Raw genomic sequence first — 12,915 nt, forward strand, 5'->3', positions numbered from 1 at the left:
GCAGCGTCAGAATTAACTTATGGGTTGGATTAGCTGACCCGCTATTTTTAATCTGATGCGCTACTAGGAGCTTGTTCGAAGTGAACATTCACATAGGTGTATTATGTGCAATTAAAACCGTGAAAAGAACGACTTTCCTCTCCTAACTGTAGTCTGTACAACTAAATTTGCCCGAATAGGTGAAAACCGGCATATAGAGGCAGTTTAACTGTATCAATTGCAGCTAAATGGATGGTCGGCAGTTAATCAGGCGATTTAGTTGTACAGAATGCACTTGAGCATACCCGTTGCACCATAATCGCGCCATAGATACACTGATCTTTTTAGCACATTTGCCCCCTCTTCCGCATACATTAGGGAACCAATAGAGTGAACTTATGAATCTGTCAGGCTTCACTCTCAAGTTCAGCCAAATCATAGCGGGCCATTGTCCCGTGCGGAAGGGGAATGACATCATGTCCTATCAAATGGCGGAGGAACTGCTGGAGCGCCGGGGAGTCTCGCTGAGTGCGGTCGCGGAGATCGTCTATACCCTGCAATCGGTCTATTATCCGAGCTTAACGCAGGACGAATGCCTGAACAGCGTCAAGTCGGTACTGAACAAAAGAGAGGTCCAGTATACGCTAATGACGGGGATTGCGCTGGATGAACTGGCCGAGAAGAAGCTGCTGCCCCAGCCGTTTCAGGCGGTGATGGAAGCCGATGAATCGCTCTACGGGGCGGACGAGACTCTGGCCCTGGGCATCACCAGCGTATATGGAATGATCGGTCTGACCAGCTTCGGCTACCTGGACAAAATAAAGCTTGGAATTATCGGCAAATTGAATGATGATAAGGGGAGCATTCACGTATTTCTGGATGATCTGGTGGCCGGAATCGCGGCTGCCGCATCAGCCCGGATCGCCCACCGGCATGAGGGTGCGAAGGTCTATCCCCATGTAACCGGGACCGAATAACGGCTGCTCCTGAACCGCTGCGACCGGCCTCCCGGGCCTGAGTCCTTCCTGCCAGGCTTGCTTGCGGGAAAAAAGAAAACTGTGTTATCATAATTTCAATATATTCAGGATACGGCTGGATTCGAGATTAGGGAGGCCTTGCAGGGCATGTGGACGGTAATCTATATAGCGCCGACCGCCAAAGTGGCGGAGATGATCCAGAGGAAGCTTACGGAAGAAGGATTTCTGATTAAATGCCGTCCCATTAATATGTCCAAGCAGCAGTTTGAGATTCTGGTTCCTTCGGGAGAGCTTGAAGAAGTGCAGGAGGTCCTGAATCTGATTCTGCATCCCTGAAGAGTACATCGTAGAGATTCAAGAGCATTCATGACAGCGGCAAGCTGCTAATTACGCAAATAAACGGCTGAAGAGGTGCGACCCTTGTTCAAAGATTTATTTCAGAAAAAACGGAAGTACGCGACTATTCCTTCAGAGCGTCTGGAGCGAAGCGGCGGACCGGCGGAAGGCGAGCGCCCTAAGCGGGAGATTCCCGAAGGCCTCATGAGCAAGTGTCCCAAATGCGGAACGATCCAGTACAGCAAGGAACTGGAGAAGAATTTGAAAATATGCCCGTCCTGCGGCTACCATATGCGCCTGAATGCAGCGGAACGGATTGCGATGACGCTTGACCCGGAAGGATTCATTGAGTTCGACAGCGAGATGGCATCGATTGATCCGCTGAAGTTCCCCGGCTATGCCTCGAAGCTTGCGCAGCAGCAGTCCAAAACCGGACAGGTTGAAGCCGTAATCACCGGCCAGGGCAGCATTGGCGGACATCCGGTAATTGTGGCCGTGATGAACTTCGAGTTCTTCACCGGCAGCATGGGGTCCGTGGTCGGCGAGAAGATTACGAGAGCGGTTGAAGAAGCGACAGAGCGGGGACTCCCGATGCTTATCTTCTCCACCTCTGGCGGGGCCAGAATGCAGGAGAGCATTCTCAGTCTGATGCAGATGGCGAAGACAAGTGCAGCGCTGGCCCGGTTCAGCGAAACGGGCGGACTGTATATTTCCATCGTTACTGATCCGACCACCGGCGGGGTATCGGCGAGCTTTGCCAGCCTGGGCGACATTATTATTGCCGAGCCGGGAGCGGTATTCGGATTTGCCGGACGGATTGTCATTGAGCAGACGATCCGCCAGAAGCTGCCCGAGGATTTCCAGACGGCAGAATTCAATCTGCAGCACGGACAGCTCGATATGGTCGTGCACCGTAAGGAAATGCGCTCCACACTCACCAAGCTGCTGGAGCTGCATGATGTGAAAGGGGGATTTTAGGTTGGCAGGAGAGATGCCTTTTGAAATGCCTCTGGTAGAAATGCGCAAAAAAATCGCTGAACTCAAGCAGTTCGGCGAAGAGAAAGGGATAGATTTCAGCGATGAGGTAGCCCGGCTTGAGGAACGCTACAGCGAGCTGGAGAATGAGATCTATTCCAATATATCCCCGGCCCAGAAGATGCATCTGGCCCGTCATCACGTACGCCCGACCTCGCTGGACCTGATCGGGCTTATCTTCACGGATTTCATCGAGTTGCATGGCGACCGCCTGTATGGCGATGATCTTGCTGTAGTCGGCGGAATTGCCAAGCTCAATGGCCGCCCTGTGACCGTGATCGGCCAGCAGCGCGGCAAGGATACGAAAGAGAATATTCTGCGCTTCTTCGGCAGCGCCCACCCGGAAGGGTTCCGTAAGTCCCTGCGGCTGATGAAGCAGGCGGAGAAGTTCGGCCGCCCGATCATTACCTTTGTGGACACCAAAGGCGCTTACCCCGGCAATACCGCTGAGGAACGCGGACAATCGGAAGCGATTGCCCGCAATTTGTTCGAGATGTCCCAGCTGGCCGTGCCGGTCATCTGCGTGATTATCGGCGAGGGTGGCAGCGGCGGAGCGTTGGCGATGGCGGTAGGCAACCGCGTACTGATGCTGGAGAATGCGATCTATTCGGCGATCTCCCCTAACGGTGCGGCATCGATTCTGTGGAAGGATGCGACCAAGGCGGAGCAGGCGGCGGAGGCCATGAAGATTACGGCCAACGATCTGCTGGAGATGGAAGTAATCGAGGAGATTATTGCGGAGCCCCGTGGCGGTGCTCACCGGGATTACGAAGCGACGGCCGAGGCGGTGAAGGACACGGTCTGGCGTCACCTGGAGGAGCTGTCCGGCATGGATGCGGCAGCGCTTAAGGAAGACCGGTACCTGAAATTCCGCAAGATCGGTGAGTTTTCCGAGTCGGTCCTGGAGCAGGATTCCGAGCAGGAAGAAGCGCAAATTGTGGACTAGGCGGGAGATGCCCGCCTGAGGACGGGCGTCAGCGCCGGTTTGCACTTTTTAACATACCCCCGCTTATTTCTGCCCGTGAACGGGACAAGGCCGGGTATACAATTATTCCCATTATAATCATCCTGCGCTTCTTGCAGGATGATTTTTCTGTTGACGGTAATCCTATATTATTCGACTTTAAATTACAGCAAAAATAGGCACTAACATTGATTTTGTCTTCAACATGCAGTAATATTCATAAGGGCGCAATAAATCGTGCATGTCTTTACATGTGATAAAGTTCCTATACAGAGAGCAAGCCTTATAGTAGATTTTGTAGTTGGAAAACGCGAGACAGAGAGAACGAAAAAACGGAGGAAAACCTAATGCGGAAAAGTAAAATTGTATGTACGATCGGACCTGCAAGTGAATCGTTGGAGAATATCAAAAAATTGATTTTGGCTGGTATGAATGTGGCCCGTCTGAACTTCTCCCACGGTGATTTTGATGAGCATGGAGCCCGGATCAACACGATCCGTCAAGCATCCAAGGAACTTGGCAAGACCGTTGCCATCCTGCTCGACACCAAAGGACCTGAGATTCGTACAGGCAAGCTGGAAGTAGAACCGATTGAACTGGTTCAGGATGAGTATCTGACACTGACTACGGAAGAGATCCTTGGCGACCACAACCGTATCTCCATCACTTACAACAACCTGCCTAACGATGTTCAAGTAGGATCGACCATCCTGATCGACGACGGCCTGATCGGCCTTACTGTTGTCGACATTCAAGGCACCGAAATCAAGACCCGTATTGTTAACGGCGGTACGATCAAGAGCAAGAAGGGTGTAAACGTACCAGGAGTTTCCATCTCCCTGCCGGGCATTACGGAAAAAGATACCAATGATATCATTTTTGGGATCGGTCAGGACATTGATTTTATTGCCGCTTCTTTCGTACGCAAAGCCAGCGACGTTCAGGAAATTCGTGAACTGCTTGCGAAGCATGATGCTTCCCACATCCAGATCATCTCCAAAATCGAGAACCAGGAAGGTGTCGATAACCTGGATGAGATCCTGGCAGTATCCGACGGCCTCATGGTTGCCCGTGGTGACCTTGGTGTAGAAATCCCTGCTGAAGATGTACCTTTGGCACAGAAGCTGATGATCCAGAAATGTAACATTGCCGGCAAACCGGTAATCACAGCTACCCAAATGCTGGATTCCATGCAGCGCAACCCGCGCCCGACCCGCGCTGAAGCAAGTGACGTAGCGAACGCAATCTTCGACGGAACCGATGCAATTATGCTGTCCGGTGAGACTGCTGCCGGGAAATATCCGGTAGAATCCGTACTGACTATGTCCCGTATTGCTGAGAAAGCTGAATCTGCCCTGAACCATCGTGAGATCTTCATGAAGCAGCAGATTGCCCAAGAAACTACTGTAACCGAAGCGATCAGCCAATCCGTAGCGATCTCCGCTCTGGACCTGAATGCCAAGGCCATTATTTCTTCGACAGTAACCGGCCACACGGCACGCGTGGTTTCCAAATATCGTCCTAAATCACAGATCATTGCTGTCACCACTCAGGAAAGAACGATGCGTCAACTGGCGCTGGTATGGGGCGTAACTCCTGTATTCGGTCCGGAAGCTCATTCTACTGACGAACTGCTGGAAACAGCTCTTAACGGCGGTAAAGCTTCGGGTCTGGTCAAAGCCGGCGATCTTGTAGTGATCACTGCAGGTATCCCGCTTGGCCGTTCCGGCTCCACCAACCTGGTGAAGGTAGACACGATTCCAGCCGACTAGGGTGTGGAAGAGATTCTGCAGCACGAATTGAATAGATGAATAAGAGCAGTGGTGCCTGATGCCGCTGCTCTTTTATTTATAGATAAGAATTTATATGTTTTGGGGTCCCCGCAAAGTACCTGAGTCATCATCTGCGCTAAAACCCCACTTTGTGGGGTTATTTTACAGGTTTTCGGGGATATTTTGGACTATGGGGATTACTGCGGGTTGATGTAAATGCTGCTATTATATATAGTGGACTGAGCGTTTTTGCGGGCAGCGGAGGGTCAGGCTTTTTTGGCGAGCGTTTTTTTGGATTTTGCCGGGGTCTTGCTTGTGGGATAGATCCGTCTGACCGTGAAGGCTTCTCCGCAGGAGCGCGGTGCTGAAGGCAGGGCCAGCAGGACATTATCCTGGATCATAATGCCGCCGTCGGAGGCTTTAAGTCCGGGGCTGCGTCCGTTGACCCGGCAGCAAGTGAAGCATACCGGAGAGATTTTGGCCAGCGGTGCGATATCGAAGCCGATCTGCGGAGCCTCTACAATCCATTCGGCGGAGCTTTCCGGCCCGTTATAGCGCTGTACGGTGCGGAAGACCCAGCACTTGCTGAGGTTACGCAGGGTGATGCACCATTTGCCGGGACTGAGCTTGACGATGGAAGCCCGCATGTGGTCACCGGGCGATACCGGCAAGGGAATAACGGTCTCAGAATCAGGTAGAATTTCCCACCAGGCATAATAGCGGACCTTCCCGTTTACCGATTCATGGCCGGTTCCGGTCTGAATCAGACTGCTGTTCTTGAAACCGTCAATGCCGATCCAGGCCGAGGAGAACGTAGCTTTTACCGTAGGCTTTACATAAGGGACGATCCAGTCGGCGAATATCCGCCGGTAGCTGCCTTTTTTGCCGGAGATGGCATAACCGCTCCAGTTGCTGGAAGTCCAGCCGAAGCCGGAATGGGTGGCTCTGCCCGTATTGAGTTTATCCTTCAGACAGGGTTTGCTCCGTGTTAATCTATTGACTTTGCCCACTTGTCCACCGCCTTATAATAGGTTGTGCTCTATTTAATGCAGCAGGCGGCTATGAAGGTTGGGTATTCTGTTAAAAAGAATGAGAGAGGACTTGTAATCCCCATGGAAAAAATATCAAAGCTGCGCGGGTTCTATCTGTTTCTGGGACTGGCCGGGGGCTCCTTCGGCTCCTACCTCTCGCTGCTGCTGAAATCGAACGGACTTGAGGTCAGCCAGATCGGCTTGCTCATGGCGACGGGTACGCTGATCGCCATCTGTGTCCAGCCTTTATGGGGAGTGGTCTCCGACCGGTACAACCAGGCGCGGCTGGTGCTTATTCTGAGCGTCGCGGTTCCGGCGGTGCTTGCGGTCCTGTACCGTTCAGAATATTTCATCGTGCTGATGCTGGTGTACACCGTGTCTACGATCTTCTCCTCCACACAGGCTCCTATAGCCGACTCTTACGCCATTGTGGCTGCGAACAGAGCTGGCTCCACTTACGGGAGCATCCGGATGATGATGAGCATAGGCGCTGCTGTAGGGGCCATTGCGGGGGGGCAGTATGTCTCCCGGTTCTCCGTATCTACTATCTGGCTGCCGTTTCTGCTGCTGAACTGCGTGGCGGTGGTCATTGCCCTGACTCTGCCGAAGCAGGCGGAGGAGAACCGCATGATGAGCCAGTCCTTCTCCCAGGGCGTGAAAAAACTGCTTGGCAACCGCATCTTCCTGGCCTTCCTGGGCGGCAGTTTCCTGGTCAACCAGACGATGACTGCGTTCGGCACCTATTTTGTCATCGCCTTCCAGTCTGTCGGAGGATCGACCGGCACTGCCGGGATCGCCCTGTTTCTGGCGTCGATCACCAATGTTCCGTCCATGTTCTTCGCCTCCAAAGTAATCCGCAGACTGGGGATGGAGCGGACACTGCTGCTTGGCGCAACGATCTATGTGCTGCGCTGGGGGATTCAGGTGGTTTTCCCGTATCCTTCGGTCATGATTGGCGTGCAGGTGCTTCACGGCCTGTCCTTCGGGTTCTTTTATATCGCAGCGGTGGAATATGTATCGAAGATTACTTCTGCGGAGATGCAGGCGACCGGGCAAAGTGTATTTAACATCGTATTCTCCGGGTTAGCCGGCATTCTGGGCAATTTGCTGAACGGGATGCTGCTGAATCAGGGCGGGGTCGGACTGATGAACCTCTCCTGTATGCTTAGCGCGGGAGCGGGGGCGGCCCTGCTGTTCTATGTCGCCCGGAGCTCGCGCCGCAAGCTGCCGCTTGCGTCTGCATCCGGCGGTGTCGGCGCTTAGCGGGCTGCTGGCCGTATAGGCTGTATTTTAGAAAGGAGCATGACTATGAATCCGCATCAACCGGGATGGACCAGCCGCTGGCACAGTACCTCCCTGCGCGTACGTTATCAGGAAACCGACCAGATGGGCGTAGTTTATCATGCCAACTATTTGATCTGGTTTGAGTGCGGCCGGACGGAGATGTTCCGTGAGCTGGGCTTCGACTACCGGAGACTGGAGGGCCTCGGTCTGCTGCTGCCGGTAACCTCCGCAGATTTGCAATTCAAAAGCCCCGCGCGATATGATGATCTTGTTACCGTGTATGCGCGGTTAACAACCTTCTCGGCTCTGAGGGTTGTCTATGAATATGAAATCCGCCGGATGGCGGCGGGTAGTGAAGGCGAAGGGTCCGGGACCGTTAAAGTGCATCCGGCCGATGGCGGAGCTCTCCCCGGCGAGCTTCTGGTCAGCGGCTCGACGAGTCATGTCTGGCTGAACGGGGAATGGAAGCCGGTGCGGATCGACCGGGCACAGCCTGAGCTATTCCACGCTATCGTGGCTGCACTGAAGGAAGAAGAACAGTGTTAACGGAAGAAGAAGGAGGAGCAGTATGATCAGGAACAAATGGCTGTGGGCTGCACTGTTTGCAGTCCCGGCTGTGGAATTATTCGGTTTCATCTATGTCTCAAGTTTTCTTGGAGCGCCCAAGACACTGCTGATCATGCTGGCTACTTCAGTCATCGGTTTGCTAATGATGCGGTTCGAAGGCAAGAAAGTGCTGCAGGACAGCAGAACTCATATGCAGGAGGGACGGGTGCCCGGGCGGACCATGCTGGACGGCTTATGTATTTTCTTCGGCGGTCTGCTGCTGATTCTGCCGGGATTTGTTACGGATCTGATCGGCTTTACTCTGGTATTTCCGCTGACCCGGCCGCTTTACCGGGTTTTTCTGCTGAAATGGATCGAGAAGAAGATGAAAAACGGCACCTTCACCTTCTACCGCAGGTAAGTGGGGAGTGAGGTAGGGCAGGCGGGCGGTTGCTGGCGGTAATAAGGAGTAGTAAGGTTACTTAGGAATACTATGGAGTAATCTGGTGTGTCAAAAGGTGTTCAGTTGCAGGGTGCTGCGGCTGGAGGCCTTTTTGGCGTTAGGGAGTGGTCGGGATAGACCATCAGTTATATGAGTGTGAGAGTTACTTTGACTAACCGCTTGCTGAGGGATTGCCGCGCCCCGATTAAGGCAATGGAGTGGCTTAATTGCAGTCTGTACAACTAAATCGCCGGATGTGCCGCCGAATCTCTGTTTAGCTGTATTTCGTGCAATTAAAATGCCTCTATATCTGGATTTTCGCCCATTTGGGCAAATTTAGTTGTACAAGCTACAGTTAGAAGAGGAAAGCCTTCCGTTTCGCTGTTTTTAGTTGCACAGACTACACTTATCGCTAATGGTTCACTACGCTCAACTAGTTTCGTACCGAGGATGGCAGAGGCAATTAGCAGAGCGCGACGGGCCACCGTTAGTTTTCAAAAGCCCCTAATGCAGCCTGCCGCTGAGAATGTAGCTGCGCAGGGCGCGGAACACACCGGCGCGGGCGAACGCGTCGAGAATAACGAGCAGCACAGGGCCGAGGATCAGGCCAAGCATGCCCAGCAGCTGGAGACCGGCGAACATGCCGATCAGCATGGCGAGCGGATCGACGCCGATACTGCTGGCGAGTACCTTGGGCTCCAGCACCTGGCGGGTGATCAGGATGACACCGTAAAGTACCAGCAGCCCGATGGCCAGCCCCATGTTCCCGGTCATGTAGGAATATAAGGCCCACGGCAGAATGACGATGCCGACGCCCAGATAAGGGATCAGATCGACGATGCCGATGGTCAGGCCTATGGCGAAGGCTGAGCTTACGCCTAGCAGCAGCAGGCCGATAATCACAATCACCGCAGTTACGGAGATCAGCACCAGCTGGGCGCGGATATAGCCGAACAGCGCCTTGCGCAGATCCTTCCAGATCTCCGACACCGGTCTTAGCAGCGGCGCAGGAAGCAGCGCAGTCAGCCTGGCGTTATGCCGTTCCCAGCCGGTGCTGAGGAAGAAGGCGGCCAGCACAATTACAATCAGAATGGTACCAAGGCTCGGCAGCGAGGAGATCAGTCTCAGGATGATATTGAAGAACCCGGTAATCATCTGTGTCACGGCATGGCCGACGGTCTCGGTGGTCCGGTTGATATTGCTGTCAATGGTGGCGTGATAGCCCGGGTTGTCGTGGTAAAACTGGTTGATTTGGTTAATAATATTCTGAATGCTGGCATTACGGCTTAGAGACAGCAGCAGCTCCCGCCACTGGCCGGTATGGAGATCGAAGGTCTGGAGCAGCCCGATCAGCTCCTTCACCAGCCGTGTAATGAGGGCGGTCAGGACAAGAGCGGTGCCTCCGATGTAGAACAGCAGCGAGAGGGATACGGCGAGCCAGCCGGGGAGCTTCATTCCCTTAAGAACCAGGACCAGCGGATGCATGAAGTAAGCCAGCAGCCATGCGACCAGCAGAGGGTACAGGAGCGGCAGCAGTACATATACAGCCAGCAGAATCAGGGCGGCGGCAAGCACGACCCAGAGGCCGCGCAGCATTCTTTTCAGCACAAGTGTATCTATTTTGGTTCCCTCCCACTCTGGCGGACTTCAGGAATAACGGCTCGTCTTATATATATTCATAGGGGGTGTGAAAAGACTAGCGGCGATAGAAAAGGGCAGGTGGCGGGCATATCCATAACCTGGAAAAGTATTCATGAAACAGTTTTTGTATTCGTTTTTTTCTATCCCTCCGATAAAATCATTTGATGCCCTGCAAAGCTTCCATGTTGTTCACATAACCGACAAAATCCGGTATGATAATTAAAGGTTAAAGAGCAGAAATATAGTTGCAATCTTCTGAGCCGGTCCTGAAGCTTTTTTTCAGAGAGTTGAAATACTTAGAAATGTAAATGGTTACATGAGGTTTGAAGCGGCACTATACACTCTTGTTGGCAAAGGAGAGAGATACTATGACAGCTACCAAAGGACTTGAAGGCATTGTTGCAACGACCTCCTCGATCAGCTCTATCGTAGATGGAGTGCTCACTTACCGCGGTTATGATATTGACGATCTTGCGGATCATGCCACATTTGAGGAGACCGCTTATTTGCTCTGGTTCGGCAGTCTGCCGACAGTGCCGGAGCTTGAAGCTCTGCGGCGCGATCTCAGCGCCCATGCTGCGATCCCGGAGCAGGTCCTCGCCCAAATGAAGCTGTACCCCAAGGAAGCCAACACCATGGCCGCTTTGCGTTCAGCCGTATCCAGTCTGGCACTCTACGATGAATCGGCCGATGATATGAGCAAGGAAGCGAACCAGACCAAGGCGCTGAAGCTGCAGGCGCAGATTCCGACTGTAGTTGCCGCACTGGCACGCATCCGCAAAGGACTGGAGCCGGTAGCGCCCAAAGAGGGCCTGACCATCGCCGAGAACTTCCTCTACATGCTGTGGGGAAAAGAGCCGGATGCGGTATCGGTTAAGGCGCTGGATACGGCGCTTGTGCTGCATGCCGACCATGAGCTGAACGCTTCGACTTTTGCAGGACGGGTAACGGTTGCGACCTTGTCCGATATCTATTCCGGTGTGACCTCGGCAATCGGTGCGCTTAAGGGACCGCTGCATGGCGGGGCGAATGAAGCCGTAATGAAGATGCTGGAGGAGATCGGCAGCCTGGACGCGGTGGAGCCGTATATCCTGGGCAAGCTGGAGCGCCGCGAGAAGATTATGGGCTTCGGACACCGGGTATACAAGAACGGCGATCCTCGCGCCAAGCACCTGATGAAGATGTCCAGCGAGCTGGGCACGATGAAGAATGACACTAGTCTCTATGACATGTCAGTCAAGGTGGAAGAGCTGATCACCAGCCAAAAGGGGCTGAAACCGAACGTGGATTTCTATTCGGCTTCGGTCTATACACAGCTGGGGATTGAGCGCGAGCTGTTCACCCCTATCTTCGCGATCAGCCGGACTTCCGGCTGGACGGCCCATATTCTGGAGCAGTATGAAGACAACCGTATTATCCGCCCGCGCGCGGAATATACAGGCATGTCCGACATGAAGTACGTCCCTGTGGACGAACGATAAAGCAGGCGGCAGGCAGGGCGGCCCTTGCGGGCTGCTCTACCCCTTTAGTACAATGAATAATATGAATGCTTGTACATCATACTTTTAGGAGGAATATCTACAAATGTTGAAACTGGAACAATACGATCTGCCCACAGAAGGCGAACAAATTACAATCGAAGACGGCAAGCTGCTGGTTCCGGATCAGCCAATCATTCCATTCATCGAGGGTGACGGGACAGGCCGTGACATTTGGAAAGCCTCCAAGCGGGTGCTGGATGCAGCTGTAGAGAAAGCATATGGCGGTAAGAAACAAATTGCGTGGTATGAAGTGTTTGCCGGCGAGAAGGCCTTCAATACATATGGTGAATGGCTGCCGAACGACACGCTGGAAGCGATCCGTGAGTACATCGTTGCGATCAAAGGCCCGCTGACCACTCCAATCGGAGGAGGTATCCGCTCCCTGAATGTGGCGCTGCGCCAGGAGCTTGACCTGTACGTATGTCTGCGCCCGGTGCGCTACTTCGATGGCGTTCCTTCCCCGGTGAAGCATCCTGAGCTGGTCGATATGGTAATTTTCCGTGAGAACACGGAGGATATCTATGCCGGTATTGAATATCAGGAAGGCTCCGCTGAAGTGAAGAAAGTGATCGAATTCCTGCAGAAGGAAATGGGCGTGAACAAGATCCGCTTCCCGGAAACATCCGGTATCGGCATCAAACCTGTCTCCGAAGAAGGCTCCAAGCGCCTCGTTCGTTCTGCAGTGGAGTATGCGATCAAGCACGGACGCAAGAGCGTGACCCTGGTACACAAAGGCAACATCATGAAATTCACGGAAGGCGCATTTAAGAACTGGGGCTACGAAGTGGCTGAACAGGAGTTCGGCGACAAGGTCTTCACCTGGAACCAGTATGATGTCATCAAGGAACGTGACGGCGAAGCGGCTGCGAACGCTGCCCAGAAGGAGGCCGAAGCAGCAGGCAAAGTCATCGTGAAGGATGCCATTGCGGACATTGCGCTGCAGCAGGTATTGACACGCCCGACAGACTTCGATGTCATTGCGACACTGAACCTGAACGGTGACTATCTCTCCGACGCACTGGCTGCCCAGATCGGCGGTATCGGTATTGCTCCGGGAGCGAACATTAACTATATTACGGGACATGCTATTTTTGAAGCTACTCACGGTACGGCACCGAAATATGCAGACAAGGATGTAGTGAATCCGGGCTCTGTCATTCTCTCCGGCGTTATGCTGCTTGAGCATCTGGGCTGGCAGGAAGCGGCTGACCTGATCTACAAGGGAATGAGTACGGCGATTAACAATAAGACGGTTACTTACGACTTTGCCCGCCAGATGGAAGGCGCGACTGAGCTGAAATGCTCTGCCTTCGCTGACGAGATCATCAACCATCTGTAAGCAAGCCTGCCGGTTAGTATGACAAGTA

At 53.3% G+C, this 12,915-nt stretch carries 12 protein-coding genes; 10 read left to right on the forward strand and 2 right to left on the reverse strand.

The genetic code is table 11. From position 1 onward, the window contains the following. Positions 1-455: 455 nt before the first annotated feature. The 5 genes from MHH28_RS00005 (at position 456) to pyk (ending at position 5,063) form a co-directional block, all read left to right on the forward strand. Positions 456-956 (forward strand): phosphatidylglycerophosphatase A, encoded by a 501-nt coding sequence (locus MHH28_RS00005; RefSeq protein ID WP_405110071.1) that lies wholly within the window; start codon positions 456-458, stop codon positions 954-956. A gap of 147 nt (positions 957-1,103) precedes the next feature. Further along, on the forward strand, positions 1,104-1,292 hold the full coding sequence (locus MHH28_RS00010; protein WP_036700684.1) for a hypothetical protein: 189 nt from the start codon (positions 1,104-1,106) through the stop codon (positions 1,290-1,292). 84 nt (positions 1,293-1,376) lie between these two features. Next, entirely contained in the window at positions 1,377-2,270 is an 894-nt protein-coding gene (gene accD, locus MHH28_RS00015) for an acetyl-CoA carboxylase, carboxyltransferase subunit beta (protein ID WP_405110075.1), read from the forward strand. Position 2,271: 1 nt separating this feature from the next. Next, entirely contained in the window at positions 2,272-3,273 is a 1,002-nt protein-coding gene (locus MHH28_RS00020; RefSeq protein ID WP_405110078.1) for an acetyl-CoA carboxylase carboxyltransferase subunit alpha, read from the forward strand. A gap of 365 nt (positions 3,274-3,638) precedes the next feature. Then, entirely contained in the window at positions 3,639-5,063 is a 1,425-nt protein-coding gene (pyk, locus tag MHH28_RS00025; RefSeq protein ID WP_340942247.1) for a pyruvate kinase, read from the forward strand. Between the two features lie 266 nt (positions 5,064-5,329). On the opposite strand, the gene MHH28_RS00030 is transcribed toward pyk, so the two are convergent. Next, positions 5,330-6,073 (reverse strand): G1 family glutamic endopeptidase, encoded by a 744-nt coding sequence (locus tag MHH28_RS00030; RefSeq protein WP_405110082.1) that lies wholly within the window; start codon positions 6,071-6,073, stop codon positions 5,330-5,332. A 102-nt stretch (positions 6,074-6,175) separates the two neighbouring features. Here MHH28_RS00030 and MHH28_RS00035 point away from each other — a divergent pair, with 102 nt between their 5' ends. Genes MHH28_RS00035 through MHH28_RS00045 form a run of 3 tightly spaced genes read left to right on the forward strand, consistent with a single transcriptional unit; the run spans position 6,176 to position 8,345 of the window. Next, the gene (locus MHH28_RS00035; protein WP_405110085.1) at positions 6,176-7,357 is read left to right on the forward strand and encodes an MFS transporter; all 1,182 of its coding nucleotides are present in this window, start codon (positions 6,176-6,178) and stop codon (positions 7,355-7,357) included. Positions 7,358-7,402: 45 nt separating this feature from the next. Beyond that, positions 7,403-7,924 carry an acyl-CoA thioesterase gene (locus MHH28_RS00040; protein ID WP_405110088.1) on the forward strand — a complete coding sequence of 174 codons (522 nt, stop codon included), beginning with the start codon at positions 7,403-7,405 and terminating at the stop codon, positions 7,922-7,924. A 22-nt stretch (positions 7,925-7,946) separates the two neighbouring features. After that, positions 7,947-8,345 carry an FxsA family protein gene (locus MHH28_RS00045; RefSeq protein ID WP_036695825.1) on the forward strand — a complete coding sequence of 133 codons (399 nt, stop codon included), beginning with the start codon at positions 7,947-7,949 and terminating at the stop codon, positions 8,343-8,345. Between the two features lie 525 nt (positions 8,346-8,870). Here the strand turns inward: MHH28_RS00045 and ytvI are convergent. Continuing rightward, on the reverse strand, positions 8,871-9,986 hold the full coding sequence (gene ytvI, locus MHH28_RS00050; protein ID WP_405117369.1) for a sporulation integral membrane protein YtvI: 1,116 nt from the start codon (positions 9,984-9,986) through the stop codon (positions 8,871-8,873). 389 nt (positions 9,987-10,375) lie between these two features. On the opposite strand from ytvI, the gene citZ reads away from it, so the two are divergent. Both citZ and icd read left to right on the forward strand, forming a co-directional pair. Further along, positions 10,376-11,488, forward strand: a complete 1,113-nt coding sequence (gene citZ, locus MHH28_RS00055) for a citrate synthase (protein ID WP_405110092.1) — start codon at positions 10,376-10,378, stop codon at positions 11,486-11,488. Positions 11,489-11,591: 103 nt separating this feature from the next. After that, positions 11,592-12,887 (forward strand): NADP-dependent isocitrate dehydrogenase, encoded by a 1,296-nt coding sequence (gene icd, locus MHH28_RS00060; protein ID WP_405110095.1) that lies wholly within the window; start codon positions 11,592-11,594, stop codon positions 12,885-12,887. Positions 12,888-12,915 lie beyond the last annotated feature (28 nt).

The organism is Paenibacillus sp. FSL K6-1217, assembly GCF_045040735.1.
Classification (GTDB): domain Bacteria; phylum Bacillota; class Bacilli; order Paenibacillales; family Paenibacillaceae; genus Paenibacillus_AQ.

Coding starts and splice junctions, on each gene's coding strand:
- pyk (WP_340942247.1), top strand. CDS start 3,639: ATGCGGAAAAGTAAAATTGTATGTACGATCGGACCTGCAAGTGAATCG.
- MHH28_RS00040 (WP_405110088.1), top strand. CDS start 7,403: ATGAATCCGCATCAACCGGGATGGACCAGCCGCTGGCACAGTACCTCC.
- MHH28_RS00035 (WP_405110085.1), top strand. CDS start 6,176: ATGGAAAAAATATCAAAGCTGCGCGGGTTCTATCTGTTTCTGGGACTG.
- MHH28_RS00005 (WP_405110071.1), top strand. CDS start 456: ATGTCCTATCAAATGGCGGAGGAACTGCTGGAGCGCCGGGGAGTCTCG.
- MHH28_RS00045 (WP_036695825.1), top strand. CDS start 7,947: ATGATCAGGAACAAATGGCTGTGGGCTGCACTGTTTGCAGTCCCGGCT.
- MHH28_RS00010 (WP_036700684.1), top strand. CDS start 1,104: ATGTGGACGGTAATCTATATAGCGCCGACCGCCAAAGTGGCGGAGATG.
- icd (WP_405110095.1), top strand. CDS start 11,592: ATGTTGAAACTGGAACAATACGATCTGCCCACAGAAGGCGAACAAATT.
- citZ (WP_405110092.1), top strand. CDS start 10,376: ATGACAGCTACCAAAGGACTTGAAGGCATTGTTGCAACGACCTCCTCG.